This window comes from Proteus sp. Marseille-Q3619, assembly GCF_965283115.1.
The window spans coordinates 1,419,705-1,441,041 of sequence record NZ_CBDIMP010000001.1 but is presented as its reverse complement, the minus strand read 5'-3'; the positions used below and the strand labels follow the sequence as shown (position 1 = coordinate 1,441,041).

General features: G+C 38.4%; 18 protein-coding genes, 1 pseudogene and 1 riboswitch. Of the genes and pseudogenes, 14 read left to right on the top strand and 5 right to left on the bottom strand.

The window, feature by feature from the left end; translation table 11 throughout:
* Positions 1-85 precede the first annotated feature (85 nt).
* On the bottom strand, positions 86-790 hold the full coding sequence (locus ACWPWK_RS06515) for a GntR family transcriptional regulator (protein ID WP_109373060.1): 705 nt from the start codon (positions 788-790) through the stop codon (positions 86-88).
* A 301-nt stretch (positions 791-1,091) separates the two neighbouring features.
* Between ACWPWK_RS06515 and ACWPWK_RS06510 the strand changes: the two genes are divergently transcribed.
* Together ACWPWK_RS06510 and ACWPWK_RS06505 are read left to right on the top strand one after the other, a co-directional pair.
* On the top strand, positions 1,092-2,720 hold the full coding sequence (locus tag ACWPWK_RS06510) for an alpha-glucoside-specific PTS transporter subunit IIBC (protein WP_109373061.1): 1,629 nt from the start codon (positions 1,092-1,094) through the stop codon (positions 2,718-2,720).
* Positions 2,720-4,042: a 6-phospho-alpha-glucosidase gene (locus tag ACWPWK_RS06505; protein WP_109373062.1), complete on the top strand. Its 1,323-nt coding sequence runs from the start codon at positions 2,720-2,722 to the stop codon at positions 4,040-4,042. Before ACWPWK_RS06510 ends, ACWPWK_RS06505 begins: the two co-directional genes overlap by 1 nt.
* A gap of 102 nt (positions 4,043-4,144) precedes the next feature.
* Here the strand turns inward: ACWPWK_RS06505 and ubiK are convergent, their stop codons facing one another.
* The gene (ubiK, locus tag ACWPWK_RS06500) at positions 4,145-4,477 is read right to left on the bottom strand and encodes a ubiquinone biosynthesis accessory factor UbiK (protein ID WP_109373063.1); all 333 of its coding nucleotides are present in this window, start codon (positions 4,475-4,477) and stop codon (positions 4,145-4,147) included.
* A 202-nt stretch (positions 4,478-4,679) separates the two neighbouring features.
* Positions 4,680-4,839, top strand: a riboswitch (FMN riboswitch).
* A 124-nt stretch (positions 4,840-4,963) separates the two neighbouring features.
* Between ubiK and ribB the strand changes: the two genes are divergently transcribed.
* The 4 genes from ribB to ACWPWK_RS06480 all read left to right on the top strand — a co-directional run bounded on the left by ribB (position 4,964) and on the right by ACWPWK_RS06480 (position 7,498).
* On the top strand, positions 4,964-5,617 hold the full coding sequence (gene ribB / locus ACWPWK_RS06495; protein ID WP_023582768.1) for a 3,4-dihydroxy-2-butanone-4-phosphate synthase: 654 nt from the start codon (positions 4,964-4,966) through the stop codon (positions 5,615-5,617).
* 178 nt (positions 5,618-5,795) lie between these two features.
* Complete coding sequence (gene ygiD, locus ACWPWK_RS06490; RefSeq protein WP_109373064.1) at positions 5,796-6,581, top strand: 4,5-DOPA-extradiol-dioxygenase; 786 nt, start codon at positions 5,796-5,798, stop codon at positions 6,579-6,581.
* Positions 6,582-6,926: 345 nt separating this feature from the next.
* The gene (locus ACWPWK_RS06485; RefSeq protein WP_099074463.1) at positions 6,927-7,178 is read left to right on the top strand and encodes a type II toxin-antitoxin system CcdA family antitoxin; all 252 of its coding nucleotides are present in this window, start codon (positions 6,927-6,929) and stop codon (positions 7,176-7,178) included.
* Positions 7,178-7,498, top strand: a complete 321-nt coding sequence (locus ACWPWK_RS06480) for a CcdB family protein (protein WP_099074462.1) — start codon at positions 7,178-7,180, stop codon at positions 7,496-7,498. The genes ACWPWK_RS06485 and ACWPWK_RS06480 overlap by 1 nt, the downstream gene beginning before the upstream one ends.
* Before the next feature lie 97 nt (positions 7,499-7,595).
* On the opposite strand, the gene ACWPWK_RS06475 is transcribed toward ACWPWK_RS06480, so the two are convergent.
* The 3 genes from ACWPWK_RS06475 to tolC form a co-directional block, all read right to left on the bottom strand.
* Entirely contained in the window at positions 7,596-8,759 is a 1,164-nt protein-coding gene (locus ACWPWK_RS06475; RefSeq protein WP_109373065.1) for a glutathionylspermidine synthase family protein, read from the bottom strand.
* Positions 8,760-8,767: 8 nt separating this feature from the next.
* Positions 8,768-9,496 carry a DUF1190 family protein gene (locus ACWPWK_RS06470; RefSeq protein WP_072070058.1) on the bottom strand — a complete coding sequence of 243 codons (729 nt, stop codon included), beginning with the start codon at positions 9,494-9,496 and terminating at the stop codon, positions 8,768-8,770.
* A 329-nt stretch (positions 9,497-9,825) separates the two neighbouring features.
* On the bottom strand, positions 9,826-11,223 hold the full coding sequence (gene tolC / locus ACWPWK_RS06465) for an outer membrane channel protein TolC (RefSeq protein ID WP_109373066.1): 1,398 nt from the start codon (positions 11,221-11,223) through the stop codon (positions 9,826-9,828).
* A 213-nt stretch (positions 11,224-11,436) separates the two neighbouring features.
* Between tolC and nudF the strand changes: the two genes are divergently transcribed.
* The 8 genes and pseudogenes from nudF (at position 11,437) to ftsP (ending at position 21,195) form a co-directional block, all read left to right on the top strand.
* Positions 11,437-12,072 (top strand): ADP-ribose diphosphatase, encoded by a 636-nt coding sequence (gene nudF, locus ACWPWK_RS06460; RefSeq protein WP_109373067.1) that lies wholly within the window; start codon positions 11,437-11,439, stop codon positions 12,070-12,072.
* A gap of 226 nt (positions 12,073-12,298) precedes the next feature.
* A complete protein-coding gene (gene cpdA, locus ACWPWK_RS06455) occupies positions 12,299-13,138 on the top strand; it encodes a 3',5'-cyclic-AMP phosphodiesterase (RefSeq protein ID WP_109373068.1) in 840 nt (279 codons plus the stop codon).
* A gap of 3 nt (positions 13,139-13,141) precedes the next feature.
* Entirely contained in the window at positions 13,142-13,717 is a 576-nt protein-coding gene (gene yqiA / locus ACWPWK_RS06450) for an esterase YqiA (RefSeq protein WP_109373069.1), read from the top strand.
* 124 nt (positions 13,718-13,841) lie between these two features.
* The gene (gene parE / locus ACWPWK_RS06445; protein ID WP_109373070.1) at positions 13,842-15,737 is read left to right on the top strand and encodes a DNA topoisomerase IV subunit B; all 1,896 of its coding nucleotides are present in this window, start codon (positions 13,842-13,844) and stop codon (positions 15,735-15,737) included.
* 31 nt (positions 15,738-15,768) lie between these two features.
* Positions 15,769-17,949 (top strand): annotated as a pseudogene (gene parC, locus ACWPWK_RS06440) (DNA topoisomerase IV subunit A); the annotation flags it as partial.
* A gap of 51 nt (positions 17,950-18,000) precedes the next feature.
* Positions 18,001-18,726, top strand: a complete 726-nt coding sequence (locus tag ACWPWK_RS06435) for a DNA gyrase C-terminal beta-propeller domain-containing protein (RefSeq protein WP_406588771.1) — start codon at positions 18,001-18,003, stop codon at positions 18,724-18,726.
* Between the two features lie 64 nt (positions 18,727-18,790).
* Positions 18,791-19,540, top strand: coding sequence for a 1-acylglycerol-3-phosphate O-acyltransferase (locus ACWPWK_RS06430; protein ID WP_109373072.1), 750 nt, complete (start codon positions 18,791-18,793; stop codon positions 19,538-19,540).
* 233 nt (positions 19,541-19,773) lie between these two features.
* Positions 19,774-21,195: a cell division protein FtsP gene (gene ftsP, locus ACWPWK_RS06425; RefSeq protein WP_109373073.1), complete on the top strand. Its 1,422-nt coding sequence runs from the start codon at positions 19,774-19,776 to the stop codon at positions 21,193-21,195.
* Positions 21,196-21,337: the final 142 nt, after the last annotated feature.

Sequence of the window (21,337 nt, the reverse complement as noted above, 5' to 3'; positions counted from 1 at the left end):
CACTCTTCGGAGTGCTTTTTTTTGCTCTCATAACAATAAATCTAATTATTAATACTAAAGCTTCAACATTATTTTATATTAATGATTATTGTTCTCGTTTTAAATGATATTCAACAATATAATCTTGGGTGTTTCTATACATTATTGAGTAATTAATATAATCACCATGAATACTGTATGATAATGTGCTGAGCCTTAATATGGGAATGTTATTCTCTATTTTTAATAATTGACAAATATTGTTATCTGGCATGATAGGGTGGAAAGTTTCGTAACTTCCCGCTATTTTTATTTGGCAAACATTTTCAATAAAATCAAATTTAGATCCTTCTAAGTGCGTTAATGTTAAATTACTAAAATATTTTACGGGCATATAACTATCTTCAACAATAAGCGGTTTGTTGTCTACAAAACGTATTCGTCTTGAATAAAATATACGTTCATTTGAATTAATACGTAATTTGCTAGAAATAGATAAAGGGCAGGGAATAACACTAAACTCTATCACTTCGCTTCTTACGTTGTGGCCTGTATTTGCCATTAATTCGACAAAGCCTTTTAGGCTAGCATTTTCATGATGAACATCTTTTTCTTTAATATAAGTCCCTGAGCCATGTTTTCGTTCTAATAATCCTGCAATAACTAATAAATCTACTGCTTTACGTATTGTCATTCTCGATGCGTTGTATTGTTGCGCTAATGTTTTTTCTGCGGGTAGTGGGTCGCCAATTTGATATCCAGCAGAATTTATTTGAATTCTTAGGCTTTTTGCAATGTCTTTATAGATCATTTTTATACCTCTTTTTATTCTAAAAATTAGCTTATTCTATTTAATCTATATGAATCTAATCTTTTGATATATAGCATAATCATTTATACCTTTAAAATGTGAACGTTATCAAAAAATAAAAAATGATCTGTCTTTTAACTAAAAAGTAGATCACTTAGTGTGAAAGATTAGTATGAATCAGATCACGAATAGTTCATTTGAGATGAGAGAATAAAGAGAAAAGAATCTAATCTAATTTCACAGAATAAAAATAAATTAAAAAGCGTGTCATTTCAGTAGCAGTAAATAAGAGGATATTTTTATGCTCAGTCAAATACAAAGATTTGGTGGAGCCATGTTTACCCCTGTCCTGCTATTTCCTTTTGCAGGTATTGTTGTAGGCATTGCAATTCTATTACAGAATCCATTATTTATTAGTGAAGATTTATTAAGACCCGATAGTTTATTCGCTCAAATTGTTCATATTATTGAAGAAGGAGGGTGGACTGTTTTTCGTAATATGCCTCTTATTTTTGCAATTGGTTTACCAATAGGTTTAGCTAAAACTGCACAAGCAAGAGCTTGCCTTGCCGTTATGGTGAGTTTTCTCACTTGGAATTATTTTATTAACGCTATGGGAATTGTTTGGGGCAATTATTTTGGCGTGGATTTTACAAATGAAGTCGGTGGAAATAGTGGTCTTACAATGATTGCTGGTATTAAAACATTAGATACCAGTATTATTGGTGCAATTATTATCGCTGGTATTGTCACGAGTATACATAATCGTTATTTCGATAAACAACTTCCTGTATTTCTAGGTATATTTCAAGGAACATCTTATGTCGTATTAATTAGTTTTTTTATGATGTTACCGTTAGCGTGGATAACGTTATTTTTCTGGCCTAAAGTGCAAATTGGTATTCAATCTTTGCAAGTATTTATGGTTGAATCGGGCTCTTTGGGTGTTTGGATATATACCTTTCTTGAGCGTATTTTAATTCCTACTGGTTTACATCACTTTATTTACGGACCTTTTATTTTTGGCCCAGCGGTCACTGAACATGGTATTCAAGTTGATTGGGCTCAAAATATGCAATATTTCAGTCAAAGTACCCAATCTTTAAAAGAATTATTTCCTGAAGGTGGTTTTGCGCTACATGGTAATAGCAAAGTTTTTGGTTCTATTGGTATAGCGCTTGCTCTTTATTTTACTGCGGCACCTAAAAATAGAGCTAAAATTGCTGGTTTACTTATACCTTCTGCATTGACCGCTGTATTTGTGGGAATAACAGAACCATTAGAATTCACGTTCTTATTTATCTCACCTCTCTTATTTGCCATTCATGCCGTATTAGCTGCCACACTAGCCACAACCCTCTATCACTTTGGGGTTGTTGGGAATATGGGCGGTGGGATCATTGACAATTTCCTTCCGATGAATTGGATCCCAATGTTTCATAACCATTACGGAATGATTATTACACAGATAGTCATCGGCCTTATTTTTACAATGATTTGGTTTGTGGTGTTTAGAACGTTAATTATCAAACTTAATTTAAAAACACCTGGTCGTGAAGAAGATGATGAAGAGATCAAACTCTATAGCAAACAAGATTATAAAAATAAAAAGTCACAGGCTTCAGATAATTCCAAATCGGCAAAAGAAGACCGAAAGTTGGCACTACCTAAAGGCATTCTCGATGGCTTAGGTGGAAGTGCAAATATCAAATCTTTAAATAACTGTGCAACACGTTTACGTATTGAAGTGATAGATAGCGAACTAGTTGAAACAGATGCCTATTTTAAAGGGCTCGGTGTACATGGTGTGGTGCGCAAAGGTCATGCATTACAAATTATTATCGGGCTACACGTTTCTCAAGTGAGAGACAAAATTGAACAATTAATGAAAGAAGATACACAAAAAATCACCTTGTCGGAGGCTATATAATGAAGAAGTTCTCAGTCGTAATTGCAGGTGGCGGTAGCACATTTACACCCGGTATTATTTTGATGCTATTGGAAAATTTAAAGCGTTTTCCATTAAGAGCCATCAAATTTTATGACAATGATGCCGAGCGGCAAGAAACTATTGCTAAAGCGTGTGAAATTATTCTTACTGAAAAAGCACCTGATATTGAATTTTGCTATACCACTGATCCTAAAACAGCCTTTACTGATGTTGATTTTGTCATGGCACATATTCGTGTCGGTAAATACCCAATGCGTGAAAAAGATGAAAAAATTCCTTTACGTCACGGTGTGTTAGGGCAAGAAACGTGTGGGCCTGGTGGTATTGCTTACGGCATGCGCTCTATTGGTGGCGTGTTAGAATTGGTTGAATATATGGAAAAATATTCACCAAATGCATGGATGTTAAATTATTCTAATCCAGCAGCTATTGTCGCTGAAGCTACCCGCCGTTTAAAACCAAATGCAAAAATCTTAAATATCTGCGATATGCCAATTGGTATTGAATCACGCATGGCACAAATTGCAGGATTAAAGTCACGTAAAGAGATGCGTGTCCGTTATTATGGTTTAAATCACTTTGGCTGGTGGACGCAAATTGAAGATTTGCAAGGTAATGATTTATTACCCGTTATCCGTAAGCATGTTGCTGAACATGGATATATTCCAAAAGTGGCAGGGGAGCCTGTTGAAGCAAGCTGGAATGATACATTCGGTAAAGCAAAAGATGTGTGGGCATTAGATCCTGATACGATGCCAAATACTTATCTTAAATATTATCTATTCCCTGATTATGTTGTTGAGCATTCTGATCCTAACCATACGCGTGCGAATGAAGTGATGGAGCACAGAGAAAAGAATGTTTTCAGTGCTTGTCGTGCCATTACGGCAGCGGGTAAATCATCAGCGGGTCATCTTGAGATAGATGAACATGCCTCTTATATTGTCGATCTCGCAACGGCGATCGCATTTAATACTCAAGAAAGAATGTTACTGATCGTTCCTAATAATGGATCAATTATTAATTTTGATCCTGATGCAATGGTTGAGATCCCTTGCATTGTCGGAAGTCACGGGCCAGAGCCGTTAGTGATGGGCAAAATTCCATTATTCCAAAAAGGGATGATGAGTCAGCAAGTTGCAGTTGAAAAATTAGTGGTAGAAGCATGGATTGAGAAATCATATTTGAAACTGTGGCAGGCTATTACAATGTCCAAAACGGTGCCAAGTGCGACTGTCGCAAAAGCAATTTTAGATGATTTAATTGAAGTTAATAAAGACTATTGGCCAGAGTTAAAATAGTGATCAATTGACTTTTTATGTATAAAAAATAACCCTGCGTCTTTGTGAGATACAGGGTTTTTGCTTTATTACTAAACTAAAATCAGCAATAAAGTGAACGAATTAAGCTTTATTGTCAGCTTGATTGTCAGCTTGCGCCTCTACCACAATTTCAACTTCTTCAATTTGAGCAACTTCAGCTTGAGGTTTTGCAAGCAGACCCGCTTCTAGCTCATTTAAACGTTGTTCTAAACGATTAAGTTTTTCACGAGTACGTAATAAGACTTGAGTTTGTACATCAAACTCTTCGCGATTGACTAAATCCAATTTGTTTAATTGAGATTGTAGAACAGTGCGGATTTTTTTATCAATATCATCACCAAAATCTTTAATGCCCTGTGGCAGAACGTTTTGGATTTGGCGCGCGACTTGTTCAAGTTTTTTCGGGTCCAACATGGGAAGTCCTCACAAATAAAATAGAAAGCTGAGGCTAAGTGTAATATGAGGACTGAGGGAATTAAACCAGATATCAAGATTATTGTTACTTTTTTATTATAAATCGTTAAATAACCGTATGTCATAAAATGATAATGTGATGAAACAAAGATTGTCACCGATTGATGATTGCCTCTTATAATTTTAAAGCGTATAGTTTCACCGTTAATCTCAGGGCGGGGTGTAAGTCCCCACCGGCGGTAGATACCTAAATACTTAGGTAAAGCCCGCGAGCGCTTTGTGTTGCCATTGTAATGCAAAGGTCAGCAGATCCAGTGTGATTCTGGAGCCGACAGTTAAAGTCTGGATGGGAGAGAATAAAATAGCATCAGTAGGATTATTGTATCCATTCCTGTTGTTTCTGCTTGTGTATTTATTAAGCAGAGATCCACTCCTAAGACTGCCCTGATTCTGGTAACTTTCATTAATTATTGAGGTTTTTTTACCATGAATCAGACGCTACTTTCCGAATTCGGTAATCCATTTGAGCGTGTTGAACTTGCTCTAGAAGCCCTTCGTGCTGGTAAAGGCGTGATGGTGCTCGACGACGAGAACCGTGAAAATGAAGGCGATATGGTTTTCGCAGCAGAAACTATGACCACAGAACAGATGGCGATGTCTATTCGTCATGGTAGTGGCATTGTTTGTTTATGCATTACAGAAGAACGCCGTCAACAACTTGATTTGCCTATGATGGTGGAAAATAACACCAGTCATTTTCATACCGCGTTTACGGTAACAATTGAAGCGGCACAAGGTGTTACAACGGGTGTTTCAGCATCAGATCGTTTAACCACAGTACGTGCAGCGGCAGCTGATAATGCAAAACCAAGTGATTTAAATCGCCCAGGTCACGTATTCCCATTACGTGCTCAACCTGGCGGTGTGTTAACGCGTGGCGGACACACTGAAGCTTCGATTGATTTAGCAACTTTAGCCGGTTTTAAACCTGTTGCAGTGTTATGCGAGTTAACAAACGATGATGGCACAATGGCAAGAGCACCAGAAGTGATCACTTTTGCTAAAAAGCACAATATGCCAGTGTTAACTATTGAAGATTTAGTGGCTTATCGTCTTCGTGAGGAGAAAAAAGCTGGCTGAAATTAACATGTTATAAACGACACTGAAAACACACACACACTTATATCAAGCCACTTAAGGAAACTTAGGTGGCTTTTTTCATATTTTTTGAATAACTATTTCATACTTCTTTGACTATATTTCAAGTAAGAAGGCAGTATGCTTATGTGATAAGAACACTCGCCATAAGAGGTGGTTTATGGAAACAAAAATGATGCCAGCGCTGTTTATTGGGCATGGTAGTCCAATGAATGTATTAGAAGATAATACATACACTCGCCTCTGGTCAAAATTAGGGGAAACGCTTCCTCAACCTAAAGCGATTTTAGTGATTTCAGCCCATTGGTATACCGATGGAACTTATGTAACAGCAATGTCGCAACCAAAGACAATTCATGATTTTTATGGATTTCCACCAGAATTGTATGCAATAGAATACCCAGCGCGAGGCTCAATAGGTTTAGCAGCGCTGATTGAAGATCTTATTGATCCGATTAAATTAAAACTCGATATGGATCAATGGGGATTAGATCATGGAAGTTGGGGGATACTTGAAAAAATGTATCCCAAGGCAAATATTCCTGTTGTTCAATTAAGCATTGATGCGCGTCAATCAGCACAATGGCACTACGAATTAGGTCAAAAATTAGTTGAGCTACGTAAAGAAGGCGTTTTAATTATTGGTAGCGGTAATATTGTTCATAACTTAAGAATGATGGATTGGCAAAACAGTGATGCAACGCCTTATCCTTGGGCACTTTCGTTTAGTGAAGCAATAGAAAGTAGCTTGCAAAGTGACAAAGAGCCAACTGAGCTCTTTACGATTTTATCAACGGAAGAAGGACGATTGTCACATCCAACAGCAGAGCATTTTTTACCCGCGTTATACCTATTAGGTTTAAAACAGGAAGGTGAAAAAGTAACGTTGCTAAATAATGATATCATTAATAAATCGCTCAGTATGATGACATTTCAAATTGGATAAGATTGTTCAATAAAAACTAATTTATAATATCTAAAGGTCAAATGCACTTTTGTGGAATTTGACCTTTTTTATATTAAATATAATGTATCGACTCATTATATTTCCCTCGTTATTGACCTTTCCAATTTTCTATATAGATATAATAAATGATTTTAACCTTTTGTTTATATTGATTTTATTTTTATTTGGATAAATCTCTGATAAGCTTCATTACTATTCAATGAATACTTTTCATCTTTCATTAAATAAATCGATTATGTTTTTTTGAATATCTTCTAGTTTGATGTTGATAATTATCTGCTCTACACTTATGCACATAAATGATGCGCATAAATGGAGCTTATAATGAAAACATTAGCAATGAGTAAAAAAGATAAACGAGGAGTTAATGTGTATCTAACTGCAAAATTGGTGGATGAAGCGCGAGCGCTTGGAATTAATTTATCAGCAACACTCGATCAAATGTTATCTGATGCAATTCGTGAAAAAAAGCGAGAACAGTGGAAAGCGGAAAACAAAAATGGCATCCAAGCTCTTAATGAATTTGAACAAGAAATGGGGTTGTTTACTGACGACGATGAATATGGGGTTATTTAATGTCTCAATATACGGTATATCGTAACAAATCCCTTAAATCGAAAGAACAATACCCTTATTTTATTGATATTCAAAATGAGCTACTAAGTGATCTTGATTCTCGGGTTATTATACCGATTACTCAGCTATCATATAAGAATTCTCAAGTAGAAATATTGACACCCGTTATTGAAATAGATAATCAGAAATATGTTGTTATGACGAAATCTATAACCGTTGTAGCAAAGAATAAGTTAAGAACAGTTGATATCGTGTGTGTTAAACCAGAGATCCATACCGCGATTGTATCTGCTATGGATATGATTATTTCTGGAATATAGCCATATATTGAAATCATAAAATGAGAAGGTTTTTGCAATAAAAAACACCTTACTGCTTATAAACAATAAGGTGCTCAATATAATTTTAAGATTTCTATTAATCTAAAATAATATGTGGATAGAAGCGTGAGAGATCTTGAGTGATAAGCTCTCTATCTTCTCTAATACAAATACCTGCGGATTGGTCGTTAACCAACCAACTACCAATTAATGTATAGCTATCACCAAATTTTGGTAGTGGATGGAAATCTTGAACAATAAAGCCTTCTTCACCATAAGGACCATCTGCAACAGCAATATCTTTGCCATTTTCAACAATACGAATATTTGCACCTTCACGTGAAAACAGTGGCTTGATAACATAACGTGATAATGAATCAGGTGCTTTACCATCATAAAAATAAGCAGGTAGCAGATTTGGGTGATTAGGGAACATCTCCCAAAGCATTGGCAGTAATGCTTTATTCGAGATAATACTCTTCCAAGATGGCTCCAACCAACGAATTCCCGCATCAGCTAACTTAGTTGAGAAGTCTTCGCGGAACATAAATTCCCAAGGGTAAAGCTTAAACATATTGCTGATTATCTGATCTTGCAGATCAGTTAGCTCACCACGTTCACCTAGACCTAGATCTTCAATAAACACAAAGTCAGTTGTAACTTCGGCTTCTTCAGCACAATCTTGTAAATATTGAACCGTACCGCGATCTTCTTCAGTATCTTGGCAACAAGACATATGCAGATAACGCATTCCGTATTGATCACGAAGCTCTGCGAATCGATCGATTAACTTCTCTTGAATGCTATTAAATTGATCGGCATTTTGCGGTAAACGGCCTGCGTTGACTTGATCTTCAAGCCAGATCCATTGGAAAAAAGCAGATTCATACAGCGACGTTGGCGTATCTGCATTATTTTCTAACAGTTTTGCTGGGCTTTTGCCGTCATAGGCTAAATCAAGACGTGAATAGAGCGAAGGTTGAGATGATTTCCATGAATCACGTACAAAATCCCAGCAGTGACGAGGAATTTGAAAACGAGTCAGCAACTCTTCACTATTAGCCACTTTATCAGCGACCTGTAAGCACATCTGATGCAACTCTTCTGTTGTTTCTTCTAACGTTTCAACCTCTTCCATTGAGAATTGATAATAAGCATCTTCAGACCAATAAGGCTCGCCATACATTGTATGAAAATTAAAGCCAAATTCAGTGGCTTTTTCACGCCAATCTGGGCGTTCAATGATATTTTCGCGTTTCATGGTTTTAATTAACCACCTGAACGATAAGAAGATGAACCAGTTGAGCTACGGTTATTATTTGTTGCACTGGTACGTTGAGCCGCTGCTTGTCTTGAAACTGTATTACCAAAGCCGCCACGAGTTACTGTCGAGGTTGTTGATGGTTTTGGTGTCATGGCTGTTTTTGGTACGTTCATTTGACGACCACCAACTGCTGGACCATAGTTACGGCCTGTTGCGTCCACAAATTTACCATTCGCAGGGCTTGTTGGATTACGTGAACTAAACAGAGGTTGTGCTGGCGCACCGCCACCCATTAGGCGACCCATCATATAACCCGCCATTAATGGCATAAAGAAGCTACCACCAGAGTTAGCTTGAGCCATTTGTGAGCTGTCTGGGCTTAAATTATTGGCATTTTCGGTACTAACAGGCTGTCCATCGATAGACGCTGTTTGTGTACATTGTGCATCACCAAATTCAGCTACACAGTCTTCTAATGTTGCGTATTTCGGTGCTGTACGCTGTGCTTCTTGCAATGCAGTGCGATAAGAGTCTTCGCACTGTGCCGCTTGTGAAGGATTCGCTTGAGCACATTCTTGTGCATTCATATACAGTGAAACTGTCTCATCGCTCTCTTCACATCCTGAAAGCGCGAATACAGCAGTGATGGCGATTGCAACAGGCGCCAGACGATAAGGACGAAATGCTTTACGGAAAGCATCACGATTAATCGATTTGGTACGTTTCATTGGCATATTGATAAGATCCATAAAAGGTAAAACGTTCAAAATAAAATCTAGGATAGGTTAAATAGTCTAGAAAATAAATAAGAAACGCCTAATCATCAGGGATAACCAGAAATTTGTGATCTTTATAAGGTTAAGAGTAATGAAATTAGGTAAATCCTCTCTTTTTAACCTAATTGTAATTAAGGTATTTGTTAATACAAGAATATAGATATTGCTGAGATCTTAATTTAAGCCATAACACAATATCTTATGCGGAGAGGAAGCATAAAAAAAACCGCTTATCAGTTTATCGCTGAAAGCGGTTTTTTATAAGTGACTAAATTCTTAATTCACGATCAAGGTGCAACGTTAAGAGCAGGGCTTGTTAACGAGCGAATAATGCTATCTGGTGAAGTAGAAACTTCTGCACCTAGTGCATTATTTAACTGAATTAAGTCATTTTCATTTAATGTACCACGCGCATATTCAATATTTAATTGGTTAATTAAATAGTCATAACGTGCGTTGGATAATTTCTGTTTTGCATCATAAAGCGTTGTGGTGGCATTCAACACATCAACAATAGTACGAGTACCTACTTGATAACCCGCTTCAGTTGCATCTAATGAACTTTGCGCAGAAACAACAACTTGTTGATACGCTTTAATGCTACTGATTGATGCAGAAATATTGTTATAAGAAGAACGCGCGATTTGGACAATAGAACGATAAACCGATTCTAATTGTTCGCTAGCACTCGTAAAACCATATTGTGCTTGTTCAACTTGTGAGCTTGTTTTGCCGCCAGTATACAGAGGAATACTAACAGATAGACCAATACTATTTTGACCACTGTAACTATTGCGACTATTACCCGCTGTTGCTGGTGGTAATGCGCTACCGTGGCTATGGCTATTGGACACACCGGTTGATGCATTTAAATCTACTGTTGGTAAGTGACCTGATTGTGCTAAACGAATATTTTCGCGCGCTAAATCTTGACCTAAACGTGCGCTTAATAAACTTAAGTTACGCTCTTCAGCATCTTTTAGCAGTTTCTCAATAGAGTCTGGTGAAGTTGTTGAAAAACGGCTGATGTTTAGTGATGCTAGATTAATGTAATAGATACCACTTACTTGGCGTAGTTTTTCTAATGCATTATCTAATTGATTTCGACCAGCCACTTCTTGCGCCAGTACGCTATCGTAATTTGCACGCGCATTTTGTACGTCAGTAATAGCCACTAAACCTACGTTAAAACGTTGAGTTGTTTGATCTAACTGACGGTAAACTTGTTCTTTTTGCGCTTCAATAAATGATAATGAATCGATAGCACGCAAAACATCAAAGTAAGCGGTCGCGGTGTCTAAAATCAGTTTTTGCTGACTTGTTTGGTAAGTCACATCGCTCATGCCCGCTGTTTTTTCTTGAATATTTAATTGGCGCCATAACGCCATGTTAAACACACTTTGAGTCAGCGTTAAACTTGCACCAATAGCGTTGGATTCGGTGTTGCTATTATCGCGGTAGCCACTTTTATAATCTGCGGATGCGCCTAATCCTAATTGTGGTAATAATGAGCCACGAGCTTCATTAATTTTTTCAAAAGCTTGATTTCGTTCAGCTAATGACTTGCGTAACTCAGGGTTACTGTCCTTTGCTTTTTGATAAACTTGAAGCAGATCCTCAGCCTGACTTGCAGTGCTGAATCCTGCCAAACTCATCGTGACCAAAAGAGAGAGCAGTTTTTTCATTTTAATTCCTTGTTGCAACAGTTTCGCTGAGTTGCCTCTGTTAATCTTGATTGGGGATAATTCTAGCAGATTGTTTCCCTAACTAGGGGTAGCCATTTGTGCCATATCCTTTTATTTTAGATTAACTTTACATGAATTGTTGGCAAATTTCTTTAAATCTGTATTAAACGTAAGCAATAAAAAGACTCTTAAATGTAACTTAAGGAACATTGTATGAAGAAAAGGGAAAATACACCATTTTTATACGGTCGTGAAGATGTGAAATTGCTCAATCAAAGAGATTTATACAAAGGCTTTTTCCGCATGACCGAATATCGCTTTAAACATCGCCTTTTTGAAGGTGGATGGAGTGAAGAAGTTAAGCGAGAGGTTTTTGAACGAGGCAATGCAGGTGTTTTGCTTGCTTACGATCCCAAACGTGATGAAGTGGTGTTAATTGAGCAAATTCGTATTCCTGCGTATGAAACCAGTGATACACCTTGGCTACTTGAAGTGGTTGCGGGTATGGTCGAACCAGGAGAAAGTCCAGAAGATGTTGTTAGACGTGAAGCCCAAGAAGAAGCGGGTGTTATTGTTGGACGATGTGAACCTATTGTGAGTTATCTTTCAAGCCCCGGTGGTACGAGCGAAAGAATGCATGTTTACGTTGGTGAAGTTGATGCAACAACAGCAAAAGGTGTTCATGGATTAGCGTGTGAGAATGAAGATATTCGTGTTCATGTTGTCAGCAGAGAACAAGCTTATCTTTGGGTCGAAGAGGGGATTATTGACAACGCAGCATCCGTTATCGCGCTTCAATGGCTACAACTTCATCATGTTGCGTTAAGAAAGCGTTGGTCGATAATTTAATACATTAATCAATCTTTAAAGGATGTTTTTAGTAATATTATCAAGTAGAGTAACTATCTCTAAGTGTACGATATCAAATGAATTAAATTGTAAAATGAAGTGAAAAAAACGTGATTGAAAGCGAGAATATTTCTCACTAATCTTTTGAAATGTGTATTGGTTGGCAGATCTTTACTACGAAAATACGTTAACATAACGGCTAATGAGAGTGAAACAAGGAAACCTTTTGGAAAGCCAGCTTGAATTATCGGTGAAACACAAAAACACCGTAAGAATATTACAAATCACAGACACCCACCTCTTTGCTAATGTGGAAGACACTCTGCTGGGTATAAATACCTATCGTAGCTACCATGCGGTATTAAATACGATTAGAGAGCAGGGTCTTGATGTTGACTTGATTGTTGCGACAGGTGATTTAGTTCAAGATCAAACCTTTGAAGCTTATCAGCATTTTGCTGATGGCATTGCAACGCTAACACCTCCTTGTGTTTGGTTGCCGGGTAATCATGACTATCAACCTGCAATGATTGATGCTTTAAATCAGGCAGGAATTTTGTCAGCTAAACAAGTGTTGATTGGTGATAATTGGCAAATGCTGTTATTAGATAGCCAAATTCAAGGCGTTCCTCATGGTGAGTTATCAGATTGTCAGTTAGATTGGCTAACACGTTGTCTCGAAAGTCAAAAGCACAGAGATACGATTATCTTGTTGCATCATCATCCTATGCCTTCGGGGTGTACATGGTTAGATCAACACAGTTTAAGAAATTCTCAAGAATTGGCAGAACGTTTAAGAAATCACTCTCAAGTCAAAATGATGCTTTGTGGCCATATTCACCAAGAAATGGATGAAATGTGGAATGGCATTCGTTTGTTGGCAACGCCTTCTACATGCATTCAGTTTCGCCCTCATTGTACGAATTTTACATTAGATACTGTTTCTCCGGGCTGGCGCTATTTGGAAATGTCACTTTCATCTGATGAGAAGGGCAAAATTGAAACACAAGTTTACCGTTTAGCGGGCACTGAATTTTGTCCTGATCTTGATGCGGATGGCTATTAAGTTATGCCTCGTATTCTTTACTTGCATGGCTTTAATAGCTCACCTCAATCAGCAAAGGCACAGGCTTTTCGTCAATGGCTTGAAGTAACACATCCTGAAATTGAATTGTTAGTACCTCAACTGCCACCTTATCCTCAAGAAGCCGCTCAGCTAATTGAAACGTTAGTTAAAGAGAGTGCAGATGACAAGCTTGGATTAATTGGCTCATCATTAGGTGGCTATTTATCTATTTGGCTATCTCAACGTTTTAATTTACCTGCTGTTGTTGTTAATCCTGCGATACGTCCTTTCGATCTTTTGCAAGATTTCTTGGGTGAAAACGAAAATCCTTATACACATCAAAAATATAAGCTAGAACCTCACCATATGGATGAGTTGCTTGCTTTGCGTATTCCTGCAATTACCTCACCGGAACTTATTTGGTTGCTTCAACAAACTGGAGATGAAATACTTGATTATCGTCAAGCTGTCTCATATCTTGGCGCGTGTAGGCAAACCATAGAATCGGATGGAAACCATGCTTTTGTGGGTTTTGAACGTTTTTTTCCGAAAATTATTCAATTTTTAAAGATAATTTAGCCTTTCGGTCGATTAACCTGTAAAACGTAGGTTGATGTATCTAGCCGAAAATTAATATCATATTGCCGCCAACACCTGTTATTATAAACAGTATTTTTCTAACAGCGAACCGCAGATTAAAACAATGACTCAATCAAGTTATAACGCAAAGGATATTGAGGTTCTTAATGGTCTAGAGCCTGTACGTCGTCGTCCGGGGATGTATACAGATACAACAAGACCGAACCATTTGGCACAGGAAGTGATAGATAATAGCGTGGACGAGGCGCTTGCGGGACACGCATCGAAGGTCGATGTCATTTTATATGCAGACCAATCTATCGAAGTTATCGATAATGGGCGAGGAATGCCTGTCGATATTCACCCTGAACTTAACGTTTCTGCTATCGAGTTAATTCTTGCTCACCTCCACGCCGGAGGAAAATTCTCTAATAAAAATTATCAATTTTCTGGCGGGTTACATGGTGTGGGGATCTCGGTTGTTAACGCCCTCTCAAAGCGTATTGAAGTAACTGTTCGTCGTGATGGTAAAATTTACCAAATTGCCTTTGAAAATGGCGATAAAGTTGAAGAGTTACATGAGATTGGCACCTGTGCAAAACGGGACACAGGAACGAGTGTGCATTTTTGGCCTGATGGCTCTTATTTTGATGTTCCTCGTTTTTCTTCTAAAAGCTTATCTCACGTATTAAAAGCCAAAGCAGTACTGTGTCCGGGCGTTAATGTTTCTTTTGTCGATAAAGTAAACAACACCCAAGAAAATTGGTGCTACGCTGATGGTTTAACCGATTATTTAAGTGAAGCGGTTGCTGAGTTTGTTCGCCTTCCTGAAGAGCCTTTTACAGGCAAATTTGAAGGTGATAATGAAGCTGTTGAATGGTCTATGTTATGGCTGCCTGAAGGTGGCGATCTACTCACTGAAAGCTATGTTAACTTAATTCCAACAGTTCAAGGTGGTACACACGTAAATGGTTTACGCCAAGGTGTGTTAGATGCAATGCGTGAATTTTGTGAATTCCGTAATTTACTACCGAGAGGTCTTAAATTAACTGCCGATGATACATGGGAGCGTTGTGCTTATGTATTATCAGTGAAAATGCAAGATCCTCAATTTGCAGGGCAAACCAAAGAGCGACTCTCTTCAAGACAAACCAGTGCGTTTGTTGCAAATGCTGTAAAAAATGCGTTTAGCTTATGGCTAAATCAGAATGTTCAAGTCGGTGAGTTACTTGCTGAAATGGCAATTAGCAGTGCTCAACGTCGTATGCGAGCTGCTAAAAAAGTGGTGAGAAAGAAACTCACTTCAGGGCCAGCATTGCCGGGTAAATTGGCTGATTGTACTTCTCAAGATTTACGTTACACCGAACTGTTTTTGGTTGAAGGGGACTCTGCTGGAGGCTCTGCTAAACAAGCTCGAGATCGTGAATATCAAGCAATTATGCCTCTGCGCGGTAAAATCCTAAATACATGGGAAGTCTCTTCAGATGAAGTACTTGCGTCACAAGAAGTCCATGATATTTCGGTAGCAATTGGTATGGATCCTGATAGTGATGATTTAAGCCAACTGCGTTACGGTAAAGTGTGTATTCTTGCGGATGCGGACTCGGATGGTTTACATATCGCAACCTTATTGTGTGCTTTATTTGTGCGCCATTTCCCTGCTCTTGTTAAGGAAGGGCACGTTTATATGGCAATGCCACCACTTTATCGTATCGATTTAGGTAAAGAAGTTCATTATGCCCTTGATGAATCAGAAAAAAATGCCATTTTACAACGTTTAAGCCGTAAAAAAGGAAAGCCTAACGTACAGCGCTTTAAAGGTTTGGGTGAAATGAACCCACTTCAACTGCGTGAAACAACGCTTGATCCTAATACGCGTCGTTTAGTGCAATTGGTTATTGATGATGAAAATTATCAAGAAACCCTAGGCATGATGGATATGTTGTTAGCGAAGAAACGCTCTGAAGATCGCCGAAATTGGTTACAAGAGAAAGGCGATGAAGTTGACATCGAAGTGTAATGGATACCACAAGAGTCTGAGGAAAAATTGAATGAGTGAATTGACTCATGATGGTGTAGAGCGCCAACCGCTCCACTTATTTACAGAGAATGCCTATCTCAACTACTCCATGTACGTCATTATGGATCGTGCATTACCTTTTATTGGAGATGGGCTAAAACCCGTACAACGTCGCATCGTTTATGCGATGTCAGAGCTTGGCTTAAGTAATAACGCTAAATTTAAAAAATCAGCCCGTACTGTTGGTGACGTGCTAGGTAAATATCACCCGCATGGTGATAGTGCATGTTATGAAGCAATGGTACTTATGGCTCAGCCGTTCTCTTATCGTTATCCGTTAATTGATGGACAAGGTAACTGGGGTGCGCCGGATGATCCAAAATCTTTCGCCGCCATGCGTTATACCGAATCACGCCTTTCTAAATATTCACAAACATTATTGAGTGAGTTAGGACATGGTACGGTGGATTGGATCCCTAACTTTGACGGCACGATGCAAGAGCCGAAAATGTTGCCTGCACGCTTACCTAATATCGTGCTTAATGGCACAACGGGTATTGCTGTTGGGATGGCAACGGATATTCCGCCTCACAATGCGCGTGAAATAGGGCAAGCTTTAGTGATGCTTTTAGATAATCCTGATGCAGGATTATCTGACGTAATGCAATATGTTCAAGGCCCTGATTATCCGACTGAAGCTGAAATTATTACCGCTCAAGACGATATCAAGAAGATTTATAAAACAGGGCGTGGTTCTGTCAGAATGCGTGCTGTTTGGCAAAAAGAAGAGGGATGTGCAGTGATCACTGCATTGCCTCATCAAGTTTCTGGCGCCAAAGTACTTGAGCAAATCGCAGCATTGATGAGAGCCAAAAAACTGCCTTTAGTTGAAGATTTACGTGATGAATCTGATCATGAAAATCCTACTAGACTTGTTATTGTTCCTCGTAGTAATCGTGTTGATTTAGAACAAGTCATGTACTACTTGTTTGTGAATACTGACTTGGAGAAAAGTTATCGCGTTAACTTGAATATGATTGGGTTAGATAACCGTCCAGCAGTAAAAGGACTACTAACTATTTTAAACGAATGGTTAGTTTATCGTCGCCAAACAGTGACAAACCGCTTAAATCATCGTTTAGAGAAAGTTTTACGCCGCTTAGAAATCCTCAAAGGTTTATTAATTGCTTATCTCAATATTGATGAAGTGATTGAAATTATTCGTCATGAAGATGAACCCAAAGCAGAATTAATGCGTCGCTTTGAATTATCAGACATTCAAGCAGAAGCTATTTTAGAACTACGTTTGCGTCATTTAGCCAAACTTGAAGAGATGAAACTAAAAGGCGAAAGTGATGAGCTTGAAAAAGAACGCGATAGCATTGAGAAATTGTTAAGTTCACCACGCCGTTTAAATACTTTACTTAAAAAAGAGATTGAAGCCGACGCGAAAGAATTTGGTGATGATCGACGCTCGCCTATTCGCCCTCAAGAAGAGGCGAAAGTGGTGAATGAACAGGATATGTTGCCATCAGAGCCTGTGACTATTGTGCTGTCTGAAATGGGCTGGGTACGTAATGCAAAAGGGCATGATATTGATCCTAGTGGCATGAGTTATCGCGCAGGGGATAGTTATCACAGTGCAGTACGAGGCATGAGTAATCAGCCTGTTCTGTTCCTTGATTCCACAGGTCGAAGCTATACCTTAAGTCCAAATGATATGCCTTCAGGACGTAGCCAAGGCGAACCACTAACTGGTAAGTTAACTTTTCCACCTGAAGCCAGCGTGAAATACATGTTAGCGGGAAGTGCTGGACAAGAATATTTACTGGCAACAAAAGAAGGTTATGGTTCGGTTCTCTCTTACGATGAGATGGAAACGAAGAATAAGACAGGTAAAGGGCTACTCACTGTTTCTGAAGAGACTGAATTATTAGCACCGCTTTTAGTTGATCCTCAAAAGAAAAATGAGCAACACTGGTTTATTATCATCACTGACAAAACACGTATTTTAGCCATTTCAGCAGAACAACTGAATGAAATGAATAAAAAAGGACGTGGTACTCGCTTGGTGTCTTTAGGAAAAGAGCAAGGCGATGTGATTGAACAAATGCTGTTTGCACCTAAAGATGAAGCATTAATCTTTACTGTTGATGGTCAGCAAGAAGTGCTTAAAGCAGAAGAGATCAACTATTTTAGCGGTAATGCGGGTGATGAACCTATTCCGTTAAAACATCTACATCCTGAAGCTGTTACCGTCATTATGTCTGAAAAAGGGCTTATTCGTTGCCAAAAAGGACATAACATTGATGCTAAATCAGCTGGTTTTAAATCTGGTGATGACTATTTTGATGCCGTTGAAGGTATGAGTAATCAACCGGTACACTTAATTGATACCACAGGTCAAAGCTATACTGTTGATGTTGATGCATTACCTTCTGGTCGTAGCAAAGGCGATGCGCTAACTGAACGATTAAAAGTTCAGAAAGGTGCGCAATTACGTCATGTTGTTATGGGCGAAAATACCGATAAGATCTTAATGGCATCTGATGCTGGTTATGGTTTTATCTGTCAGGTTGATGATTTAACTTCTAAAAATAAAGCAGGAAAATCACTACTGACTTTACCTGAAAATGCATTACCATTACCGCCACAACGCTTGAATAATGAGCTCACTGATCTCATTATGATCATTACTAAAGGCGGTAGAATGCTGATTTTTGAAGCAGCAGAATTACCCACTATGGTAAAAGGAAAGGGAAACCAGATGGTTTCTATTCCAGCTTCACAAGCAGCAAGTGGTGAGGATAACGTCGCTTGGTTACGAGTATTACCTGAAAATGCCTCTGTTACCCTGCATTTTGGTAAACGTAAAATGACAATGTCGATGAATGAGTTAGTTAGCTTTAAAGCAAAACGTGGACGCCGAGGAACCTCTTTACCTCGCGGTGCTCAAGTTATCGATCATATTGATATTGAAACAAATTAAATCTAATACTTAATTGATATTGAGTGGGTCTGTTGACCCACTTCTATTTAGGACGCTAAAACTTATGTTAGCCATTATTCGAGGCATCATTGTCATTCTTTACACCATTATTGTGGTGACGTTTGGAATGATTTATTGCATGTTTTCACCAAGAAATCCTAAACATGTAATGACTTACGGACGCTTATTCGGCAAGTTATCTACTGTTTTTGGGATTAAACTCGTTGAGCGTTTTCCAAAAGAAGCGGAAAGCTATGGCCCAAGTATTTATATCGGAAACCATCAAAACAATTTTGATATGGTGACGATGTCAAATGCGGTACAACCTAATACCGTAACAGTGGGTAAAAAAAGCTTAATTTTTATTCCTTTCTTTGGTCAGTTGTATTGGATAACGGGTAATATTTTGATTGATAGAGCAAACCGCTCTAAAGCGCATGGCACTATTTCACAAGTTGCTGATCAAATTAAATCGAAGAAGATTTCTGTTTGGATGTTTCCTGAAGGAACTCGTAGCCGTGGTCGCGGCCTTTTACCGTTTAAAACAGGGGCGTTCCATGCAGCCATTCAAGCTGGCGTGCCTATTATTCCTGTTTGTGTTTCTACAACACAGGATAAAATTAAGCTAAATCGTTGGAATAATGGTTACGTTATTGTTGAAATGTTGCCTCCAATTGATGTTTCAAAATACAGCAAAGATCAAGTTCGAGAATTAGCAGAAGATTGTCGTCAAATTATGAAAGCGAAAATCGAAGAGCTAGATAAAGAAGTTGAAGAAATGAATAAGCGTGATTTTCCAGGTAAATTAAATTAATACTTATTTAGTTTCTTTGTTAGCAAAAAACGCCGTAAACCCTCGCCCAATGCGGGCGGGGATATAAGAGTGCTGATTATCAACTATTTTTAGGATTTATGTCACATCCGCGCTATTATGCTCCTGTAATTTCATTTAAGTCCTTTTGTCTTTAAATCACAGCAGCTTTTTTTTCCTGTCACAGCATTTTTGATTATGCGATAGGAATATTTGTATTTTGTTGCGGAGAAAGTATGTCATTTAGTCGTCGCCAGTTTATTCAGGCTTCAGGCTTAGCGGTATGTCTGGGCTCTATATCTTCTTCTGTTCGTGCTGAATCAGTCAATGATAAACAATTACCTATACCGCCATTGTTGGAATCTCGTCGTGGTCAGCCGCTGTTTTTGACGTTGCAAAATGTTCATTGGGCGTTTAATGGTACGCAAAAAGCGGAAGTTTGGGGGATCAATGGCTCAACTCCGGGACCGACAATCAAAGTAAAAAGTGGCGATGATATAAAACTTATTTATAGTAATCGCCTTAATGAAGCGGTATCAATGACGGTAAGCGGCTTATTAGTTCCGGGTACACAAGTCGGTGGCGCGGCAAGATTAATGTCACCTGGCGCTTACTGGTCGCCAGTATTGCCTATTCGTCAGAAAGCAGCAACATGTTGGTATCACGCCAATACTCCCTTTAAAATGGCACCTCATGTTTATAATGGGTTGGTGGGAATGTGGATTGTGGAAGATGAAGAGAGCAAATCCCTACCTTTACCAAAACATTATGGAGTGAATGACTTTCCGATCATTATTCAAGATAAGCGGATTGATAATTTTGGTACACCACAATATGACAAAGAAGCCGCTAGTGATGGTTTCTATGGTGATACATTGCTAGTCAATGGACGTGAAGATCCTTATATTGAAGTCTCTAGAGGTTGGATCCGCTTACGTTTAGTCAATGCATCTAATGCTCGTCGTTATGAACTAACCGCAAATGATGGTCGTTCACTTTACCTTATCGCCTCTGATCAAGGTCTATTAACATCTCCCGTAGAGCTGAAATCAATTCCAATGGCTCCGGGTGAGCGACGTGAAATATTGGTTGATATGTCTGAAGGTGGTGAAGTCACAATTACCGCAGGGCAAAGTGCGGGTTTTATGGATAGACTTCGTGGTATTTTTGAACCTTCAGATTTACTACGTAATGCCAATATATTAACCATTAAACCAACTGGGTTAATGTCATTAGTAACAGACAAAGCACCTGCACAATTAGCGGTAGATGACACACAAATCACCACCTCTATTCAGCCTAGAACCATTCAACTGCATAACAGTCCTCCGGGAATAAATAATGCTCGTTGGGAGCTTTCAAGAATTGATTTAGTCGGTAAGCAAAATGGGTGGGAGCGTTGGCTTGTAACAGTACCGACGCCGCAACCATTCCATATTGAAGGTGCTCGTTTTAAAGTGATTAACCATAATGGTCAGAAACCCGCACCTGCAGATTTTGGCTGGAAAGATACTGTTTGGATTGAAAGCCAAAGTGAATTGCTGGTGGAATTAAAACAACCTTCTTATTCGCATTTTCCTTTTCTATATTACAGTCAGTTATTAGAAAATGCAGATAAAGGTATGGTAGGACAAATGGAAGTTACGCCTTTAGAATAAAAACTAAGTAGTAACACCAATTAAAAGGAAAACAGTATTTTTAAAATAAAGATACTGTTTTTTTTATATCAAAAATAATGTGGATTATATTTTTTAGACTAAAGTTAAATAGAGAAAAATATTCTCAAAAAAAATTGTTAAT